Origin of the sequence: Sphingomonas sp., from assembly GCF_004799495.1 — a bacterium.
Classification (GTDB): domain Bacteria; phylum Pseudomonadota; class Alphaproteobacteria; order Sphingomonadales; family Sphingomonadaceae; genus Sphingomonas.
This window is the reverse complement of sequence record NZ_SSMY01000010.1, coordinates 12,261-29,486: the sequence shown is the minus strand read 5'-3', so window position 1 is coordinate 29,486 and position 17,226 is coordinate 12,261. Positions and strand designations below refer to the sequence as shown.

The following is a 17,226-nucleotide window of genomic DNA, read 5'->3' as shown; positions in this document are numbered from 1 at the left end:
CCAACGCGCTCAGCGCCATTCGAGCATCGCGTAGCGGCCGAGCGCGGCAGCGACGGTCAGGCCCGAGGCGAGGCGCAGCGCGGCGCGCAGGTCGATCGTCGTCGTCCCCGCCGCGACGTAGAGCGCCGTCATCGCGGCGAGCCCGGCATAGAAGCCGAACACGATCGCGCGGCGGCGGTTCTCGCGGCTCAATTCGTCGTTCATCAGCGCGCGCAGCTCGCGGCTCAGCATCAGCCCGCCGCCCGATCCCAGCACCATCAGCGCGAGCCCGAGCTCGATCAGCCACGCCACCGCCCGCCCGCCGACATCGTTCGCCGGATTGTCGAACCCGAACGTCGCGCCCGCCACCAGCACCACCGCCAGCAGCGCCATCACCGCCGCCCGCGCGCCGGCCTTGCGCTCGGCCAATTCCACCTTGTCCATCGTCGTCATGCTCCATTCTCCAGCTGGAAGATTTCTTCCACCGTCGTTCCGAGTGCCCGCGCCAGCTTGAGCGCGAGCGTGGTGGAGGGGACGAACACGCCATTCTCCACCGTGTTGATCGTCTTGCGGCTGACCCCGACGCGCTCCGCCAGCTTGGCCTGCGTCCAGCCGAGCCGCGTGCGCTCGTCGAGCAAGCGGTTGGCCAGGCCCTCAGCCATTCTTGAGCGCGCGGCGTTCGAGGATGCCAAAGCGCAGGAGCGCCGCGGCGATGCCGATCGTCATCACGACGTGGATCGTCTCGCGTTCGGTCATCCGTTCGAACAGCGAGAGGACATAGAGCGCGATCGCTCCGATCATCGTCGCGACGAACCCCCAGCTCAGTGCGTCGGCGCGGTTGGCGCGGGTACCCTCGTCGTTCATCAGCGCACGGACGCTCGCGCTCCGGAACAAGGTGCCACCGGTCACCAGCCCGAACAGCAGGACGGTCGACAGCGCCAGCCATCCGCCAATCGAGATATAGTTGACGAGCCGCAACTTGCCCTCGTCGAGCCGGGGGCCGGTGAAATAGACCGCCTGTTGCGCGACGAACATCGCGGCTAGCGCGGGCATCATGCGGGCGCGTTTGTCCATCAGCCGGTCGGCCGTGTCATTGTCTGTCATGGTGTATCCCCGTGTCGATGTAACCTATACTACCCATGTAACCCGTGGGTTACATCGATGCAAGTGGCAAAATGCAGAGCCGAATGGGTTGCCTCGCGAGTCCGGCCCGCTACAGCCCTTAACCATGAGTGCGACCGCCACCGATCAACCCGTCGAGGGCCGCTTCGACGGACGCGAGCACCGCTTTCCGGTGCGCGTCTATTTCGAGGACACCGACCTTTCGGGGGTGGTCTATCACGCCAATTACCTGCGCTTCATGGAGCGCGCGCGGTCGGACATGTTGCGCCTCGTCGGGGTCGATCAGCGCGGCGTGATGGAGGCGGGCGGGGGCGCCTATGCGGTCGCCGATCTCGCCATCAAATATCACCGCCCGGCCAAGCTCGACGACGCGCTGGTCGTGGTGTCGCGGCTGACGCGGTTGCGCGCTGCGGCGGTCGCCATTCATCAGCGAGTCATGCGCGGTGACGAAACATTGGCCGAAGCGGAGGTGACGGCGGCGCTCGTCGCGCCCGACGGGCGGCCGAAGCGGCAACCGCCCGAGTGGGCGGCGGCATACGAGAAACTGATCTGGAAGCCTGAATGATTTGGGGACTGACGACATAATGCATTGGAGCTTCGACCTTTCGCCGAACTCGACCTCGCCGCTCGCCTTGCTGCTCCACGCCGATGTGGTGGTGCAGATCGTGATGGCGGGGTTGCTGATCGCGAGCATCTGGACCTGGGCGATCATCATCGGGTCGGCCAGTCGCCTCGGCCGTACGCGCAAGGAAATCGGCAAGTTCGAGAGCGAATTCTGGAAGGCCGACGATATCGACGCCTTCCACAAGCGCGAGGGCGACAGCGAGCTGCCCGTCGCCAAGGTGTTCGCCGCCGGGGTGACCGAATGGCGCCGGTCGACCGCGGGCGGGATCGTCGACCGCGACGGCGTGCGCGAGCGGCTGGCGACAGCGATGGGATCGGCGGTCGCGAACGAGACCGACAAGCTCGCCGACCGGCTCAACATCCTCGCGACCGTCGGCGCGGTCGCGCCGTTCGTCGGGCTGTTCGGCACGGTGTGGGGGATCATGACCACCTTCACCGACATCGCCGCCAAGCAGAACACGTCGCTCGTCACGGTCGGCCCGGGCATCGCCGAGGCGCTGTTCGCGACCGCGATCGGGCTGTTCGCGGCGATCCCCGCGGTGATCGCGTACAACCGCTTCAGCCACCGCGTGAACCAGATCGAGGCGCGGCTCAACCGCTTCGCCGACGGTTTCCATTCGACGCTGAGCCGCCAGCTCGAGGCGAAGCGCTGATCGTGGCGATGTCGCTTCCCTCCGCCCGTGGCAAGGGCCGGCGCGCGCCGATGGCGGACATCAACGTGACCCCGCTGGTCGACGTGATGCTGGTGCTGCTGATCATCTTCATGGTCACTGCGCCGCTGATGACCGCGGGCGTGCCCGTGAACTTGCCAGACAGCCGCGCCAAAGCGCTCGAGCAGGATAAAAAGCCGGTGGCGATCTCGATCGAGCGTGACGGCACGATCTATCTCGACGACAAGCAAGTGAGCGAGGACGCACTGCCCGATGCGCTGGCCGGCATCGCGTCGCGCCACGACGCCGAGGGCAAGCCGCCGCAGATGCTGCTGCGCGCCGACAAGGGGCTCGATTACGGGCGCGTGATGGCGGTGATGGGCGACCTCAACCGCGCCGGGCTCAACCGCGTGTCGCTGGTGTCGAACGTCAAGGCCGAGCGGTGACGGCGATTGCCGCCCGATCCTACAAGACCGACCGTGGCATCGAGTTCGCGGTGTCGGGGTTGTTGCACCTTTTCCTTCTTGCGGGGCTGTCGCTCGTCCTGCTCGTACCGCGCAAGCCGCCACCCCCGCCCGCGCCGATGGACGTGACGATCGCCGACGATGTCGGGCTGCAGGCTGCCGCGCCGCAAGCGGTGACTCCACCCGCCGAGAGTCGCGCGCCCGATCTCGGCGCGCCCGAGGAAGCCGCGCCGCCTGCTCCCGCGCCCGAGCCGCAGCCGGTTCCCGCCAAGCCGAAACCGGTCGAAGCCGCGCCCGCGCCCAAGCCCGCCGAAAGCGCCAAGCCGCTCCCCGCGAAGAAGCCCCAGCCCGCACCCCCGCAACCGGCCAAGCCGCAGACGCGCACGCCGTCGGGCGCGCTCGCCGGGATCGTCGGGCGCGGCAGTGGAACGGCGCCGGGCGCCAAGGCCGTCCGGCCGCGAGGGTCGAACCTCGGCGGCGTGATGGTCGGGGTCGGCAACACGCCGACCACATCGAAATCGACTGCGCCGCAGGCCGCGATGACGGGCGCGGCGATCATGGATATCCGGCAGAAGATCGCGCAGCAGGTCCAGCCCTGCGCCAACCGTCAGGTCAATCCAGGGCCGGGCGCCAACCAGATTCGGGTCAGCGTGAAACTGCGCATCAACCGCGACGGCACGCTGGCCGCCCGGCCGCAAATCGTCGGGCACGACGGGGTCGACGACAGCAATCGCCGGTACGTGGATCAGGTCGACGATCGCGCCGTCTCGACCTTCATGGGGTGCCAGCCGCTCCGTGGCTTGCCGCCGGAACTGTACGACGTTCCGAACGGCTGGAGCAATTTCGTGATGCGCTACAAGCTTCCGGGTTGAGAGAGATGATGACGAGAACGCTTCCTTTGATCGCCCTGGCCGCCGCCCTGCTGGCCCCTGTCGCGCACGCCCAGACCGTGCCCGCGCCGACGCCCACCCCGACCCCGGGCGGGCTGGTGGTCGATGTCGAGGGCGGCATTTCCGCGCCGATGGGGATCGCGATCCCGCCGATGCCGACGCCCGAAGTGACCGCGACCGCCGCCGGCCCCACCGACCAGCTCGGCCGCCAGCTTGCCGAAGTGATCACCGGCGACCTTAAGAATTCGGGGCTGTTCAAGCCGCTCCCCGCTGGCCAGCTCCTCAACGTGCCCTTCGTCGAAGCGACATCGCCCAATTACGGGTCGTGGAGCGCGGCCGGCGCGACCGCGCTCGTCCAGGGCTTCGTCCGCTCGAACGGCAACGGCACGCTGACGGTCGGCTGCTACCTCTACGACACCGCGCAGCAGCGCGAGCTGGCGCGGCAGGGCTATGTCCTGCCGTTCGGCGAGTGGCGCCGCGCCGCGCACAAATGCGCCGACATGGTCTATACGCGGCTGACGGGCGAGGGCCCGTATTTCGACAGCCGCGTCGTCTATGTGTCGGAGACCGGACCGAAGGGGCGGCGCGTGAAGCGCCTCGCGCTGATGGACCAGGACGGGTTCAACGGCCGCTTCCTGACCAACGGCCAGACGATCGTACTGACCCCGACCTTGTCGCGCGACCAGAAGCGGATCGCGTATCTATCGTACCTCGACAAAAAACCGACGATCTACGTCTACGACATCGCATCGGGGCAACAGCGCAAGCTCGTCACCGATGTCAGCCTCGCCTTCGCGCCGCGCTTCTCGCCCAATGGCCAGTGGATCCTGTTCTCGATGGCGCAAGGTGGCAACACCGACCTCTACCGCATCCCGTCGGGCGGCGGGCAGTGGCAGCGGCTGACCACCTCGCCGGGGATCGACACCGGGGGCAGCTATTCGCCCGACGGCTCCAGAATCGTGTTCGAAAGCGACCGGTCGGGCGCGCAGCAACTCTATGTGATGAACGCCGATGGCTCTAACCAGCAGCGGATCAGCTTCGGCAATGGCCGCTATGCCACCCCGGCGTGGAGCCCGCGCGGCGACCTGATCGCCTTCACCAAGATCGGCGGCGGCTTCCACGTGGGGATCATGTCGCCCAGCGGCGCGGGCGAGAAGATCCTGACCGACGGCTGGCAGGACGAGGCGCCGAGCTGGTCGCCCAACGGCCGTGTGATCATGTTCTTCCGTTCGACCCAAGGCGGATCGGGGGTCGCCGATTTGTGGTCGGTCGACCTGACCGGGGTCAACGTGCACCGTTTGCCCACGCCGTTCGATGGATCGGATCCCAGCTGGGGCCCGATCCGCACCGATTGATATTCCGAGAGTAAAAAGGAGGACCGACCATGGCCCACACCCGTACCAAGCTGATCCTGCTCGCCGCGTTGTTCGCGACCGCGGGATGCGCGCACAAGCGCCCCAAGATTCTGCCGCCGAGCGCCGGGGATGCGCCGGTGACCGACAATAGCGGCGCGAACGGCGGCGACAGCAACGGCGTCGTCGTCCCCGGCAGCGCGCAGGACTTCCAGCGTTCGGTGATGAGCGACACGATCCATTTCGCGCTCGACATGTCCGACATCGACGCGACCTCGCGCTCGATCCTCGACAGCCAGGTGGCGTGGCTGACCAAATGGCCCAATCGCCGCATCACGATCGAGGGCCATGCCGACGAACGCGGGACGCGCGAATACAATCTCGCGTTGGGCGACCGGCGCGCGAACGCCGCGAAGAATTATCTTGCCGCGAAGGGAATCGACCCTTCGCGAATCACCACGATCAGCTACGGTAAGGAACGCCCGATCGCGCTCGGCAGCGATGAGGCGAGCTGGGCGCAAAACCGCCGAGCGGTGACGATCGTGCTGCAGTAATGAAATAACCCTCTCCCTCTGGGAGAGGGTCGAGCAGCGGAGCTGCGAGGGGTGAGGGCAGGGTCGAAACGTTTTCGACCCTGCCCTCACCTTTCCGTGGCTTTGCTCCTCCCTCCCTCTCCCAAAGGGAGAGGGAAATAACGCTTGCGACTCGCTCAATCCCGATATAAATGTGATATCACATTAAACGGGAGGGCCCTATGGCCACGAATGCTACGCCTGCCGCCGATCGCCACGCCGCGCTGACCCTGTCGCAGGAGCGGCCGGCATCGACCTCGAGCGGCTATCTGATGCTGTTCGTCATGCTCGTCGCGATCCTGGTCGCGGTCTTCGGCGCGAGCCAGATCGATCCGACCCCGGAAATCGGCGTGCCGCTGCTGCTGCTCGGCGCGCTGACGTTCGCCTTCGTCACGCCGGGCTTTTACATGCTCCAGCCCAACCAGGCTGCGGCGATCACGCTGTTCGGCAGCTATCGCGGCACCGACCGCAATACGGGGCTGCGCTGGATCGTGCCGTGGTACGGCAAGAAGAAACTGTCGGTCCGTGCCAACAACATCATTTCGGACAAGATCAAGGTCAACGACCTGCGCGGCAACCCGATCGAGATCGCCGCGCAGGTGGTGTGGCGCGTGACGGACACCGCGCAGGCGCTATTCGACGTCGACGATTACAAGGCGTTCGTGATGGTCCAGATCGAGGCCGCGGTGCGCACGATCGGCTCGCGCTATCCGTACGACGATTTCGAGCACCAGGAAGTGACGCTGCGCGGCAACCACGACCAGGTGGGCGCCGAGCTGCGCCAGGAACTGATCGCGCGGCTCGCCATGGCCGGGATCACGGTCGATGAATGCGGTTTCACACACTTGGCCTATGCGCAGGAGATCGCCGGGGCGATGCTCCGCCGGCAACAGGCGCAGGCGGTGGTCGCCGCGCGCCAGACTTTGGTCGAGGGCGCGGTCGGGATGGTCCAGATGGCGCTCGAGCAATTGTCGGCGAAGGGCGTGGTCGAACTCGACGATGAGCGTCGCGCGGCGATGGTCTCCAACCTGATGGTCGTGCTGTGCGGCGAACGCGACACGCAGCCGATCGTCAATGCGGGCTCGCTCTACCAGTAAGCGCGCGAGAATGGCCGTTCCCCCCAAGAAGGCGTTCCCGCTGCGCCTCGACCCCGCGCTCTACGCGGCGATCGAGCGCGCGGCGGCGAGCGACCTCAGAAGCGTCAACGCGCAGGTCGAGTGCCTGCTGCGCGAGGCGCTGGGACGGCGCGGGGTGAAACTGGCGGATCCGGTGCGCGCGAAACGCGGCCGACCGCCGAAACAAGGGGATGACGAATGATTGCGATCGCGATGATGATGGCGGCGGCCGCGGTGCCGGCCGGCGAAGAAGTGACGATCGCGGGGCCGCAGGGGCCGCTCGCGGGGACCTATCAGGCGAGCGACAAGATTGGAGGGCCGGTCGTGGTGATCATCCCCGGATCGGGCCCGACCGACCGCGACGGCAACAATCCGATGGGCCTCAAGGGCCAGTCGTACAAATTGCTCGCCGAGGCGCTGGCCGCGCGCGGCGTTTTCAGTGTCCGGATCGACAAGCGCGGTATGTTCGGCAGCGCGAAAGCGATCCCCGATGCGAACGCCGCGACGATAGAAGGCTATGCTGCCGACGCGCGCGGCTGGGCGCAATTCGCCGCGAAGCGCGCCGGCGCGAAATGCGCCTGGCTGGTCGGGCATAGCGAGGGTGGGCTGGTCGCGTTGCAGGCGGCGCAGAACCCGACCGGCATCTGCGGCGTGATCCTGGTGTCGGCGGCGGGACGGCCGATCATCCAGGTCATGCGCGCGCAGTTCAAGGCCAATGCAGCCAACGCGCCGATCCTGCCCGCCGCGCTCGCGATGCTCGATTCGGTCGAGGCAGGGAAAACGGTCGATCCCGCGACGCTTCCCTCGCCCTTGCCAATGATCTTTCCGGTAGCGGTCCAGAAATATCTGATCGAACTGGCCAAGTTCGACCCCGCCAAACTGGCTGCGAACGTGCGTCTCCCGATGACGATCATCCAGGGTGACAACGATCTGCAGGTGTCGGTCGACGACGATGCGAAACCGCTCGCCGCCGCGCAACCCAAGGCGAAGCTGGTCGTATTGCCGGGGGTCAATCACGTGCTCAAGGTCGTGCCAGCGGGCGACCGCGCCGCCAATGCTGCGAGCTATGGCGACGCCACGCTGCCGATCGCGCCAAGCGTAGTCGACGCGGTCGCGGCTGCGGTCGGCGGGAGGGGTGCGCGATGAGCGACGACGGCGACTGGTTCGCGCCAAAGCGCTATGGCTACGGTACCGGCAACCCGATCACGTGGCAGGGTTGGGCGGTGCTGGGCGTCTATATCGCCGTGCTGACCATTGCAGGCTTCGCACTGTTGCCGCGACACTGGGGGACATGGGCGGCGATCATCGCGCTGGCGACCATCACGCTGACTGTCATCTGCGTGCAGCACACGCGCGGCGGCTGGCGCTGGCGCTGGGGCGAAAACGATTAGCGTAAAGCGGTGCGAAGCGCGTCGGTTACCGCCTTCGGCGATCGGTCGGTGAGGCCGGGCAACCGGTCGGCGGATGGCGCATCGGCCCGGTAGCGGTGGCGCCATTCGTCGCTCGTGTCGTCGCTCATGCGCTGCGCGGTCACTTGGGCAAGGTCGATCCGCGCACCCTCGACTCCGACCAACGCGGCGATGCGTGCTACGGTGTCCGCCGGATCGGCGATCACTTGCTCGTAACTCACTCGCAACGGTGCGATGCCGTGGCGCGCGAACCAAATCTCCCAGCGCGCCTGCCCACGCGCCAGAGTGATCAGTGCCGAATCGATCGCGCGACGGTCATAGCCGGCCGCTCGCCGCTCCGCCTGATCGCTCACGAAGCGCGCGGTCTGCGCGGCGCGCGCGAACGAGATCGCCTGACCCAGCAAGTCGTCGCGGCGGATATGAACGAACGACAGATTTGGCAGTCGCGTTGCCCATTGATGGCGCGCTGCCGCCTTGGCGTGCGACGAGAATATCTTGAGGCCATAGACGCTATTCGGCGTTGCGGTGCGCGCCAGCATCGCGCCGATGAAGTCGTCGGTCGGGCCGACCCGCGCTCGCCAAACAGGGTCGAACCACTCGACCGGCTCGCCCAATCGGCCGGTCGAGGCGAGCAACTCCTTGAGGAACGTCGTCCCCGCGCGCGCCTCGCCGCACAGCGCGTACCCGCGCAACGCCGGATCGGTTCGGTTCACGTCAACCGAGTGCTTGGTCGAGCATCTTCGCCAGCCGCAACCCGCCGCGCTTCACTTCGAGCCGGACCGTCGGCACCAGCCGTTCGATCGTCGCATTGTCGAGTTTGACGCGAGCAGGCGTCGGCCCGCACGGATCGCCACCGATCGCGGTCGCATAGGTGACGTCGTGCGCGACCTGCCAGCTTTCATGGCTCCACGCGATCACGTCGCCCGCCGCCACCGCTCGGCGCTCGGCGGCCGGATAACGTCGCACCAGGCTCGGGCCCGTCGAGATCGCGCGCTCCGCCAGATAGCCGTCCCAGATCGAGTGCAGGTTGAGCCGCTGCGGCGCGTAGGTGCCGTATACCGCTTTCACGTCGTTGCCGCCCTTGTCGCCCTTTTCACCGGCGTGAAGCGGCTGGTGCAGGTCGCCGACGAAGTGGATCAGGAACACGAGCGCGCGGACCCGGTCGGCGGTCGGGGTGCTGCGGTCCTTGAGCAGCTTGGCATCGCGGACGATCTGCGCCGACACGCAATTGTCGCCCTTGCACGCTTCGATCAGGTCGAACGGGGTGCAGATGTTGACGTCCTGAAAGTGCCAGGCGTTGGTGTTGCCGTATTTCTGCGTGCCGTCGGGGTTCTTGATCCCCTTGATGCAATCCGCCCACACCGCGGCGTCGTCGATCGTCCCGGCCTTGCATTGCGGCGTGCCGAGCAACGCTTGCTGGCGGAGCAGCGCGAGGATGCGGGTGCGCGTCGCGGGCTTGATATTGGCCCAGGCGATCTGGGCGATGGTCTGGTGGCCGTACTCCCAATAGGCGCCCGCGGGCGAGGTGACGAGGAGCGCGGTCAACGCGGCGAGGAAGGGAAGGAGGCGCTTCATCGCGCCCGCCTACGCCCGTCCCGCGCGGCGCTCAATCCTCGTCGTCGTACAGCGCGACGAAGCGCTCGCCGTCCGATCCGGCGCGGCCGCGATAGAGGCTTGCGGTGGTGAAGCTCCACGCCTGTCCGCCTGCCGCGTCGGTGACGATCACCCCGCCGGTGCCGCCGAGCGATTTGACCTCGGCCATCACCGTATCGGCGGCGAGCTTCAGGCTCTCGCCCAGGAAACGAACCCGCGCGTTGATCTGGAACGCGACGCTTTCGCGGATGAAGAATTCCCCCGCGCCGGTGCACGACACCGCCGCGCCGCGATCGTCGGCGTAGGTCCCCGCGCCGATCAGCGGCGAATCGCCGATCCGGCCCCAGCGCTTGCCGGTGACGCCGCCGGTCGATGTCGCGGCGGCGATGTGTCCGACTTGGTCGAGCGCCACCGCGCCGACCGTCCCATACTTCATGTCGACGTCGAACTTGCCGCCATTCGCCAGCAATTCCTCGAGCTGGCGGCGGCGCTCCGGGACCGCGAACCACTCCGCGTCGGCCTGCTCCAGCCCGTGCTCGACGCTGAACTGGTCCGCGCCCTCGCGGCCGAGTAGGACGTGTGCGCTTTCCTCCATCACCGCGCGCGCCAGCGTCACCGGGTTCTTGGTCGCCGTGACGCCGGCCACCGATCCGGCGAGGAGATCGGCACCGCTCATGATCGCGGCGTCGAGCTCGGTCGCGCCTTCATAGGTGAGCGCCGATCCGCGCCCCGCGTTGAAATGCGGGTCGTCCTCCAGCACGCGCACCGCCGCCTCGACCGCGTCGAGCGACGCGCCGCCGCCCGACAGGATCGCCGACCCCGCATCGAGCGCGGCGTTGAGCGCGGCGCGCAGGCCCCGGTCGGTCTCAGGCCGGGTCTGGCTGCGCGCGATCGCGCCGGCGCCACCATGGATCACCAGCGACCAGCGATTGGAGGATGTTGTCATGGCGGCGAGCGGTAGCCCTCGCGACGCGCCGCCGCAATCCGATCAGCGGGCGAAGCCAGTTCACCTCGCGCCCGAAGAGATAGAAGGCCCAGCATCCCGCGACCGTCACCGGCACGAGGATCGCGAACTCCGCCGCCGCACCCAGCCCGAACGGCTGGAGCGCATATTCGCCGAGCACGATCACCGTCTGGTGGATCAGGTAGAACGGGAAGACGGCTTCCGTCAGCATCGGGCGGATCGCCGCGTCACGGTTGAGGTGGCGCTCGGCCACGCCGATCAGGGCGGCGACCGCGGCCCAGCATTGTATCTGGTGCGCGATCAGCATCGGGTCGCTCAGTGCGTCGGGGACATGATCGCCCGCATAATTGACCTCGATCGCCGCGCCGAACGCATAGCTCGCCACCGCCAGCAGCGCCGCCGGTTTCCACCAGCGCACGAACGCCGCCATCACCGGCGCCGAGCGCGCGAGCCCGAACCCGAACAGGAAGGCGGGGAAATAGGCGAGGTGCGCGACCCCGTCGTGGATCAAATCCTGGCTGTCGCTCCAGCGGTGGAAGACGATGACTTGGCTGAGTACCAGATACGCCACCGGCAGCACCAGCGCGCGCCAGCCCCCGAACGCGCGGTCGAACCATTCTTGCAGCCGCACCGGACGCGGCACGAGCAGGAGCAGCCCAAGTACGGCGGTGTAGGCGAACAGATAGCCGACGAACCACAGATGGTTCCACGTCGGCAGCCCGACCCCGTCGTTCGCGGCGAACGCGAAATAATCGTGGACGAGGAAATAGCCGAAGCCGCGGTCGTACTCGTGCTGAGTCACCAGCTCGACCCAGCTTTGCGGCGGGACGATCAGCGCGACGCCGAACGCCAGCGGCACCAGCAGCCGGCTCGCGCGGCTCGTCAGGAACCGCCCGACCCCGCCCGATTTGGCGAACAGCGCGCGGCTGGCATAGCCCGACACGACGAACAGCAAGGTCAGCCGCCACGGATTGCTGATCAGCATCGCGACCGACAGCCACTCGACCGGCTGTGCGGTCTTCACGTGGAAGCCCCACGGCGTGAACACCATCGCGGTATGGTAGAGGATCAGCACCGCGAACGCGCCGATCCGCAACCAGTCCATGCCGTAATGCCGTTCCATCGCGCCGCCATGTAAGGCGTTGCGGCGCGAAGGCTAGAGGCGTCAGGCGATCGCCGGCCCGGCTGCCCCGCGAACCGACCGTCTCGGCGCAAGCCCGATCAGCGGGCGCAGCCATGCGACTTCGCGACCGACCAGGTAGAAGGTGACTGCGAACGCGAGCGTGCCGGTGAGCAGCAGCGCGAACTCGACGAACGGGTTCAGTCCCCACGGCAGCGTCAGCCACGCCAGCAGGATGATCGCCGGGTGGTGCGCGATGTAGAGCGGGAACACGGCTTCGGCGAGCGTTGCGCGCCATGGGTGGTCGCGGTTGAGATGCCGCTCGGCGAGTTGGAACAGGACAAGGATCATGCTCCACGCCATCGCGATCCGCGCGATGCGATCGAGCGCCATGATCGCGTGCGGCGGCACGCTGTGTCCGGCGTAGCGGAGCTCGATCCACGTCACGGCCAGCCCCGCCGCGATCGCGATCGCGCCCGCGGTGCGTTGCGACCGCGCGATCACCGGCCACAGCCCGGTCCTGCCGCCCAGCGCAAAGCCGAACAGGAAGATCGGGAAATAGAGCAGGTGCGCGTTCCAGTCGGTGAACAACCCCTGGCTCTCCGATACGAAGAACATCACCGACAGCTTGGCCAGCGCGAGGCTCCCGATCGGCACCCACACCAGTCGTGTCCCCTTCGCCAGCCATTCCCCCATTCGCGTCGTCTGCGCCGCGCTCCACCCCGGCAGGAGCAGTAGCCCGGCGAGCGCCATCGTGTAGCCCCACAGATAGGCGACGAACCACAGATGCTCCCAGCTCGGGAAGCCATGGCCCCAGGCGGGTGAGATCTGCCAGTAATCGATCAGCCAATAGTGGATCAGCCCGAACGGATAGCCGACCTCCTTCGCGCGCACCCACATCTCGACCGGGATCAGCGCGACCATCGCGAAGCCCCAGGGAATCAACAGCCGGCGGTTGCGCGACGCGACGAACGCGCCCGCATCGCCCGATTTATCGAACAGTTTGCGGCTGGCATAGCCCGACACCGCGAACAGCAGCGGCAGCCGCCACGGCGTGAGCAGCGCGAGCGGCACGATCAGCTGCGGGTAGGTGACGGGCGACTTGATCACCCAGTCCCATGTCGAGAATACCTGTGCGACATGATAGACGATCAGCAGCGCGAACGCGCCGATGCGCAGCCAGTCGAGGCCGTAATGGCGCTTGGGGGAGGCGGTCCTGTCGCTCATCGGATCGCCGACGGTTTAGCGCGCCGCAACTGACCAAATCGTTAGCGTGCTTGGCGGCGCGCGGCGGCGAGCGTATATGGCCGCCATGTCCTTACGTCCGTGGCGCGATATCGTGCGTCGTCAGAGCCGCCAGATCATGGTCGGCAACGTCCCCGTCGGCGGCGACGCTCCGGTCACCGTCCAGACGATGACCAACACACCGACCAGCGATGCGAAGGCGACGATCGACCAGATCCGCCGCTGCGAGGATGCCGGGGTCGACATCATCCGCGTGTCCTGCCCCGATATCGACAGCACCGCAGCACTGGGCCAGATCGTCCGCGCGGCGCGCGTGCCGGTCGTCGCCGACATCCATTTTCACTACAAGCGCGCGCTCGAGGCGGCGGATGCGGGGGCGGCGTGCCTGCGTATCAACCCGGGCAATATCGGGTCGGCCGAGCGCGTGAACGAGGTGGTCAACGCGGCCAAGGCGAACGGCTGCGCGATCCGCATCGGGGTCAATGCCGGCTCGCTCGAAAAGGACTTGCTCGAAAAGTACGGCGAGCCGTGCCCCGAGGCGCTGGTCGAAAGCGCACTCGACCATATCAAGCTGCTCCAGGACCGCGACTTCCACGAATTCAAGGTCGCGGTGAAGGCGAGCGACCTGTTCCTCGCGGTGGCCGCGTATCAGCAGCTTGCCGAAGTGGTCGATTGCCCGCTCCACCTCGGCATTACCGAGGCGGGCGGGTTCGTCGGCGGGACGGTCAAGTCGTCGATCGGGATCGGTAGCCTGCTGTGGTACGGCATCGGCGACACGATCCGCGTCTCGCTGTCGGCGGAGCCCGAGGACGAAGTGCGGGTCGGGTTCGAGATTCTGAAGGCGCTCGGCATCCGCAATCGCGGCGTGCGCGTCGTGTCCTGCCCGAGCTGCGCGCGCCAGGGGTTCGACGTGATCCGCACGGTGCAAGCGCTCGAGGAGCGGCTCCAGCATATCCGCACCCCAATGAGCCTCTCGGTCCTCGGCTGCGTCGTCAACGGACCCGGCGAAGCGCGCGAGACCGATATCGGCATCACCGGTGGCGGCAACGGCAAGCACATGGTCTATCTGTCGGGCGTCACCGATCACCACGTCCAGGACGCCGACATGATCGAGCATATCGTCAAGCTGGTCGAGGCCAGGGCGGCGGAGATCGAGGCGGCGGATCAGGCCAAGGCGGCGTGATTCCCCGTTTGGTTTTGGCGGTCCTGCTCTTCACTCCGTTCGTGTCGAGCGAAGTCGAGACACGTGCTGCGACCGAACCGCTTGGGGCACGTCCCTCGACGCCGCTCGGGACGAACGGACGAGAAGATCATCCCCAAGCCAAACCGTTCGGGCATCCCGACCGCGCGCAACGCGACGTCGCCGCCGCGCTGACGCGGGCCGCCCGCGAGGGCCACCGCGTCATCCTCGTGTTCGGCGCGAACTGGTGTCACGACAGCCGCGCGCTCGCCGGCTGGTTCGCGACGCCGCGCTTCCGCGACATGCTGGCGCCAAGATACGAAGTGGTGTGGATCGACGTCGGCAAGAAGGACAAGAATCTCGACCTCGCGCGGCGCTTTGGGCTCGACGGGATCGCAGGAACGCCAACGGTGCTGATCGTGGATGCCGCGGGCAAGGCGCTCAACCTCGCCGACGCGCCGGGCTGGCGCAACGCCTCGACCCGGACGAGCGACGCGATCTTCGACTATTTCGCGAAGCGGTAAGCGCGCGCTTAACCATCACGTTAAATCGCGCCGCAAGCCGTGCGCGCTAACCGGGCTCGATGAAATTCGCTTTCCTCGCCATGACCATGCTGGGCATCGCTCTCGGCCTGCTGTTGCCTGGCGGCAAGCCGAAGGCCGCGCCGGTGGCGCTTGCCGTCGCGGCGGCCGACCAGCCGCGCGAGACGGTGCTGGAGCGCGACGATAACGGCCACTTCTTCACCGTCGCCGACGTGAACGGCGAGCCGATCAAGTTCCTGGTCGATACCGGTGCCACGACCGTCGCCTTGACGGAGGACGACGCGCGCCGTGCCGGCGTGGCGTTCGATCGCGCGTCGTACGAAGATGTCGCCAGGGGGGCGGGCAACGTGTTGCGCGGACAGCGGGTTCAGCTGAAGGACGTCGTGCTCGACGGAAAGCGGGTCGGCGACGTTCGCGCCGCGGTGGTCGAGGGTCTGGATGTTTCGCTGCTTGGCCAGAACTATCTGAGCCATGTCGACCTATCGATCAGCGGCGACAAGATGACGCTTAAATAGCCGGGCGATAAGCGGTGCTAGTCACCGCATCAGCAAAGGCGCTGGTGACGTACCGGCCGCGCACGGCTATCGCCCCGCCATGACCCGCCGCGCGCCATCCCCAGCTGTTGTCTTCGCGGTCGCCGTCGCAGGCATCGCGATCTTCTCGTCGATGGACGCGGTGATGAAGGGACTGGTGCTCCAGCTCGGCGCCTTTACGACGCTATTCTGGCGGACGCTGGCGGGGATCGTGTTCACCGGCGCGATCTACCTGCCGACCCGAAAGGCCTGGCCGGCGTGGCCCGTGATGCGCGTCCACCTGATCCGCGGGTGCGTGTCGGCGGTGATGGCGGTGACGTTCTTCTGGGGGCTGGCGCGCGTGCCGATGGCGCAGGCGATCGCGCTCGCCTTCATCGCGCCGCTGCTCGCGCTGTTCGGCGCGGCGCTCGTGCTCAAGGAGCGCATCCCGCCGAGTGCCATCCTTGCTTCACTGGTCGCATTCGGTGGGGTCGGGGTGATCATGCTAGGCCAGGCCGCAACCGCACCGTCGCCCGACCAGTTCCGCGGCACGATCGCGGTGCTGCTCTCGGCGACGTGCTATGCGTACAACATCGTGTTGATGCGCCAGCAGGCGCTGGTGGCGGGGCCGAGCGAGGTGGCGTTCTTCCAGTCGATCATCGTCGGCGTGATCTTCGCCTGCGTCGCGCCGTTCCTCGCCGAGGTGCCGCCGGTCGAGCATGTTCCGGCGATTCTGCTCGCGGCGGCGCTGGCGACAGTGTCGCTGCTCATCCTCGCCTGGGCCTATGCGCGCGGCGAGGCGAACTATCTCGCGCCGACCGAATATACCGGGTTCATCTGGGCGGCGCTGTGGGGCTGGGTGGTGTTCCACGAGCCCGTCGCGCCTTATACACTCGCGGGCGCGGCGCTGATCATCACCGGTTGCCTGATCGCCGCGCGGCGCCGCACCGTCGAGAATGTGGAGGCGGCGTTTTGACGCTGACGATCCGTCCCGCCGAGCCGAACGATGCCGCGCTGATCCTGCGCTTCGTCCGAGAGCTGGCCGCGTTCGAGCGCGAGCCCGACGCGGTGGTCGCAACCGAAGCGGGGTTGCGCCACGCGCTGTTCGACGAACGCTCGGCCGAGGTCGTGATCGCGGAAGAACACGGCGCGCCGGTCGGGTTCGCGCTGTTCTTCCATAATTTCTCGACCTGGACCGGGCGCAAGGGACTCTACCTCGAAGACCTGTACGTCACGCCCGAAGCGCGCGGATCGGGAGTCGGCACCGCGCTGCTGCGCCACCTCGCGGGGATCGCGCTCGACCGCGATTGCGCGCGGTTCGAATGGGCAGTGCTCGACTGGAACACGTCCGCGGTCGATTTCTATACCGCGATGGGCGCGGACAGCCTCGACGAATGGACCGTGCGGCGGGTCAGTGGCGACGTGCTCGTCACACTTGCGGGGCGCGGCTGATGGCGGCGGACCAGGGCCTGATCGACTGGGTGTCGGAGGCGATGGAACCGGTCGGGCGTGTCACCAAGCGCGCGATGATGGGCGGCGCGACGCTCTATTGCGACGGCACGATCTTCGCGATCGTCAGCCACGATGGCGTACTGTGGTTCAAGGCCGACGCGGAAAGCGACGCGGTATGGGACGCGGCCGGGTGCGATCGCTTCAGCTACGAGATGAACGGCAAGATCGGCACGATGAACTATCGCCGCGCATCCGACGACGTGTACGATGACCAGGAAGAGCTCCGACGCTGGGGACTACTCGGGCTCGACGCGGGTCGCCGCGCCCCTCCGAAAAAGACCAGGGCGAAGCGGTGAGCCGGAACAACGGAGCCTCTCCGCCGCCATTAATCCGTTTTGGATACAACAACCGGACAATATAGCGGAGCCGATTGGTGCATTA

24 protein-coding genes are annotated in these 17,226 nt (G+C 67.3%); 16 read left to right on the top strand and 8 right to left on the bottom strand.

Annotated features, from left to right (window positions below):
• Window positions 1–9 precede the first annotated feature (9 nt).
• Genes E7773_RS10820 through E7773_RS10810 form a run of 3 tightly spaced genes read right to left on the bottom strand, consistent with a single transcriptional unit; the run spans window position 10 to window position 1,083 of the window.
• Window positions 10–432, bottom strand: coding sequence for a hypothetical protein (locus E7773_RS10820; protein ID WP_293991046.1), 423 nt, complete (start codon window positions 430–432; stop codon window positions 10–12).
• Window positions 429–641 carry a helix-turn-helix transcriptional regulator gene (locus tag E7773_RS10815; protein WP_293991044.1) on the bottom strand — a complete coding sequence of 71 codons (213 nt, stop codon included), beginning with the start codon at window positions 639–641 and terminating at the stop codon, window positions 429–431. The genes E7773_RS10820 and E7773_RS10815 overlap by 4 nt, the downstream gene beginning before the upstream one ends.
• A complete protein-coding gene (locus tag E7773_RS10810) occupies window positions 634–1,083 on the bottom strand; it encodes a hypothetical protein (protein ID WP_293991042.1) in 450 nt (149 codons plus the stop codon). Before E7773_RS10810 ends, E7773_RS10815 begins: the two co-directional genes overlap by 8 nt.
• A 124-nt stretch (window positions 1,084–1,207) precedes the next feature.
• Here E7773_RS10810 and ybgC point away from each other — a divergent pair, with 124 nt between their 5' ends.
• From ybgC to E7773_RS10760, 10 genes are all read left to right on the top strand, one after another.
• Window positions 1,208–1,666: a tol-pal system-associated acyl-CoA thioesterase gene (ybgC, locus tag E7773_RS10805; RefSeq protein WP_293991040.1), complete on the top strand. Its 459-nt coding sequence runs from the start codon at window positions 1,208–1,210 to the stop codon at window positions 1,664–1,666.
• A gap of 19 nt (window positions 1,667–1,685) precedes the next feature.
• On the top strand, window positions 1,686–2,378 hold the full coding sequence (gene tolQ / locus E7773_RS10800; protein WP_293991038.1) for a protein TolQ: 693 nt from the start codon (window positions 1,686–1,688) through the stop codon (window positions 2,376–2,378).
• Window positions 2,379–2,380: 2 nt separating this feature from the next.
• Window positions 2,381–2,821 (top strand): protein TolR, encoded by a 441-nt coding sequence (tolR, locus tag E7773_RS10795; RefSeq protein WP_293991036.1) that lies wholly within the window; start codon window positions 2,381–2,383, stop codon window positions 2,819–2,821.
• Window positions 2,818–3,711 (top strand): cell envelope biogenesis protein TolA, encoded by an 894-nt coding sequence (locus tag E7773_RS10790; protein ID WP_293991034.1) that lies wholly within the window; start codon window positions 2,818–2,820, stop codon window positions 3,709–3,711. Before tolR ends, E7773_RS10790 begins: the two co-directional genes overlap by 4 nt.
• Before the next feature lie 5 nt (window positions 3,712–3,716).
• A complete protein-coding gene (gene tolB / locus E7773_RS10785) occupies window positions 3,717–5,084 on the top strand; it encodes a Tol-Pal system beta propeller repeat protein TolB (protein ID WP_293991032.1) in 1,368 nt (455 codons plus the stop codon).
• A gap of 29 nt (window positions 5,085–5,113) precedes the next feature.
• Complete coding sequence (gene pal, locus E7773_RS10780) at window positions 5,114–5,635, top strand: peptidoglycan-associated lipoprotein Pal (RefSeq protein ID WP_293991030.1); 522 nt, start codon at window positions 5,114–5,116, stop codon at window positions 5,633–5,635.
• 200 nt (window positions 5,636–5,835) lie between these two features.
• Window positions 5,836–6,750 (top strand): SPFH domain-containing protein, encoded by a 915-nt coding sequence (locus E7773_RS10775; protein WP_293991028.1) that lies wholly within the window; start codon window positions 5,836–5,838, stop codon window positions 6,748–6,750.
• Window positions 6,751–6,760: 10 nt separating this feature from the next.
• On the top strand, window positions 6,761–6,970 hold the full coding sequence (locus E7773_RS10770) for a toxin-antitoxin system HicB family antitoxin (RefSeq protein WP_293991025.1): 210 nt from the start codon (window positions 6,761–6,763) through the stop codon (window positions 6,968–6,970).
• Window positions 6,967–7,914: an alpha/beta fold hydrolase gene (locus E7773_RS10765; RefSeq protein WP_293991023.1), complete on the top strand. Its 948-nt coding sequence runs from the start codon at window positions 6,967–6,969 to the stop codon at window positions 7,912–7,914. Before E7773_RS10770 ends, E7773_RS10765 begins: the two co-directional genes overlap by 4 nt.
• Window positions 7,911–8,159, top strand: coding sequence for a hypothetical protein (locus E7773_RS10760; RefSeq protein WP_293991021.1), 249 nt, complete (start codon window positions 7,911–7,913; stop codon window positions 8,157–8,159). The genes E7773_RS10765 and E7773_RS10760 overlap by 4 nt, the downstream gene beginning before the upstream one ends.
• On the opposite strand, the gene E7773_RS10755 is transcribed toward E7773_RS10760, so the two are convergent.
• The 5 genes from E7773_RS10755 to E7773_RS10735 are packed head-to-tail and all read right to left on the bottom strand — an operon-like array spanning window position 8,156 to window position 13,081.
• Window positions 8,156–8,890, bottom strand: a complete 735-nt coding sequence (locus tag E7773_RS10755; RefSeq protein ID WP_293991019.1) for a Stf0 family sulfotransferase — start codon at window positions 8,888–8,890, stop codon at window positions 8,156–8,158. The genes E7773_RS10760 and E7773_RS10755 overlap by 4 nt on opposite strands.
• Before the next feature lies 1 nt (window position 8,891).
• Window positions 8,892–9,752, bottom strand: coding sequence for a S1/P1 nuclease (locus tag E7773_RS10750; RefSeq protein WP_293991017.1), 861 nt, complete (start codon window positions 9,750–9,752; stop codon window positions 8,892–8,894).
• A gap of 31 nt (window positions 9,753–9,783) precedes the next feature.
• On the bottom strand, window positions 9,784–10,716 hold the full coding sequence (locus E7773_RS10745; protein WP_293991016.1) for an isoaspartyl peptidase/L-asparaginase: 933 nt from the start codon (window positions 10,714–10,716) through the stop codon (window positions 9,784–9,786).
• Entirely contained in the window at window positions 10,637–11,857 is a 1,221-nt protein-coding gene (locus E7773_RS10740) for an acyltransferase (RefSeq protein WP_293991014.1), read from the bottom strand. The genes E7773_RS10745 and E7773_RS10740 overlap by 80 nt, the downstream gene beginning before the upstream one ends.
• Window positions 11,858–11,899: 42 nt before the next feature.
• Window positions 11,900–13,081 carry an acyltransferase family protein gene (locus tag E7773_RS10735; RefSeq protein ID WP_293991012.1) on the bottom strand — a complete coding sequence of 394 codons (1,182 nt, stop codon included), beginning with the start codon at window positions 13,079–13,081 and terminating at the stop codon, window positions 11,900–11,902.
• Between the two features lie 85 nt (window positions 13,082–13,166).
• Between E7773_RS10735 and ispG the strand changes: the two genes are divergently transcribed.
• From ispG to E7773_RS10705, 6 genes are all read left to right on the top strand, one after another.
• Window positions 13,167–14,282, top strand: coding sequence for a flavodoxin-dependent (E)-4-hydroxy-3-methylbut-2-enyl-diphosphate synthase (gene ispG / locus E7773_RS10730; RefSeq protein WP_293991010.1), 1,116 nt, complete (start codon window positions 13,167–13,169; stop codon window positions 14,280–14,282).
• Window positions 14,283–14,296: 14 nt separating this feature from the next.
• Window positions 14,297–14,803, top strand: coding sequence for a thioredoxin family protein (locus E7773_RS10725; RefSeq protein WP_293991008.1), 507 nt, complete (start codon window positions 14,297–14,299; stop codon window positions 14,801–14,803).
• A 59-nt stretch (window positions 14,804–14,862) separates the two neighbouring features.
• On the top strand, window positions 14,863–15,336 hold the full coding sequence (locus E7773_RS10720; protein WP_293991006.1) for a TIGR02281 family clan AA aspartic protease: 474 nt from the start codon (window positions 14,863–14,865) through the stop codon (window positions 15,334–15,336).
• 79 nt (window positions 15,337–15,415) lie between these two features.
• Window positions 15,416–16,309, top strand: coding sequence for a DMT family transporter (locus E7773_RS10715; protein ID WP_293991004.1), 894 nt, complete (start codon window positions 15,416–15,418; stop codon window positions 16,307–16,309).
• Window positions 16,306–16,785, top strand: coding sequence for a GNAT family N-acetyltransferase (locus E7773_RS10710; protein ID WP_293991002.1), 480 nt, complete (start codon window positions 16,306–16,308; stop codon window positions 16,783–16,785). The genes E7773_RS10715 and E7773_RS10710 overlap by 4 nt, the downstream gene beginning before the upstream one ends.
• The gene (locus E7773_RS10705; RefSeq protein ID WP_293991000.1) at window positions 16,785–17,141 is read left to right on the top strand and encodes a TfoX/Sxy family protein; all 357 of its coding nucleotides are present in this window, start codon (window positions 16,785–16,787) and stop codon (window positions 17,139–17,141) included. Before E7773_RS10710 ends, E7773_RS10705 begins: the two co-directional genes overlap by 1 nt.
• Window positions 17,142–17,226: the final 85 nt, after the last annotated feature.

Excerpts from the sequence above, each read along its gene's own strand:
- E7773_RS10715 (WP_293991004.1), top strand. The coding sequence starts at position 15,416 with ATGACCCGCCGCGCGCCATCCCCAGCTGTTGTCTTCGCGGTCGCCGTC.
- tolB (WP_293991032.1), top strand. The coding sequence starts at position 3,717 with ATGATGACGAGAACGCTTCCTTTGATCGCCCTGGCCGCCGCCCTGCTG.
- E7773_RS10705 (WP_293991000.1), top strand. The coding sequence starts at position 16,785 with ATGGCGGCGGACCAGGGCCTGATCGACTGGGTGTCGGAGGCGATGGAA.
- E7773_RS10765 (WP_293991023.1), top strand. The coding sequence starts at position 6,967 with ATGATTGCGATCGCGATGATGATGGCGGCGGCCGCGGTGCCGGCCGGC.
- E7773_RS10745 (WP_293991016.1), bottom strand. The coding sequence starts at position 10,716 with ATGACAACATCCTCCAATCGCTGGTCGCTGGTGATCCATGGTGGCGCC.
- tolQ (WP_293991038.1), top strand. The coding sequence starts at position 1,686 with ATGCATTGGAGCTTCGACCTTTCGCCGAACTCGACCTCGCCGCTCGCC.
- ybgC (WP_293991040.1), top strand. The coding sequence starts at position 1,208 with ATGAGTGCGACCGCCACCGATCAACCCGTCGAGGGCCGCTTCGACGGA.
- E7773_RS10770 (WP_293991025.1), top strand. The coding sequence starts at position 6,761 with ATGGCCGTTCCCCCCAAGAAGGCGTTCCCGCTGCGCCTCGACCCCGCG.
- E7773_RS10820 (WP_293991046.1), bottom strand. The coding sequence starts at position 432 with ATGACGACGATGGACAAGGTGGAATTGGCCGAGCGCAAGGCCGGCGCG.
- E7773_RS10740 (WP_293991014.1), bottom strand. The coding sequence starts at position 11,857 with ATGGAACGGCATTACGGCATGGACTGGTTGCGGATCGGCGCGTTCGCG.
- E7773_RS10810 (WP_293991042.1), bottom strand. The coding sequence starts at position 1,083 with ATGACAGACAATGACACGGCCGACCGGCTGATGGACAAACGCGCCCGC.
- E7773_RS10735 (WP_293991012.1), bottom strand. The coding sequence starts at position 13,081 with ATGAGCGACAGGACCGCCTCCCCCAAGCGCCATTACGGCCTCGACTGG.
- E7773_RS10815 (WP_293991044.1), bottom strand. The coding sequence starts at position 641 with ATGGCTGAGGGCCTGGCCAACCGCTTGCTCGACGAGCGCACGCGGCTC.
- E7773_RS10720 (WP_293991006.1), top strand. The coding sequence starts at position 14,863 with ATGAAATTCGCTTTCCTCGCCATGACCATGCTGGGCATCGCTCTCGGC.
- E7773_RS10775 (WP_293991028.1), top strand. The coding sequence starts at position 5,836 with ATGGCCACGAATGCTACGCCTGCCGCCGATCGCCACGCCGCGCTGACC.
- E7773_RS10760 (WP_293991021.1), top strand. The coding sequence starts at position 7,911 with ATGAGCGACGACGGCGACTGGTTCGCGCCAAAGCGCTATGGCTACGGT.
- pal (WP_293991030.1), top strand. The coding sequence starts at position 5,114 with ATGGCCCACACCCGTACCAAGCTGATCCTGCTCGCCGCGTTGTTCGCG.
- ispG (WP_293991010.1), top strand. The coding sequence starts at position 13,167 with ATGTCCTTACGTCCGTGGCGCGATATCGTGCGTCGTCAGAGCCGCCAG.
- E7773_RS10750 (WP_293991017.1), bottom strand. The coding sequence starts at position 9,752 with ATGAAGCGCCTCCTTCCCTTCCTCGCCGCGTTGACCGCGCTCCTCGTC.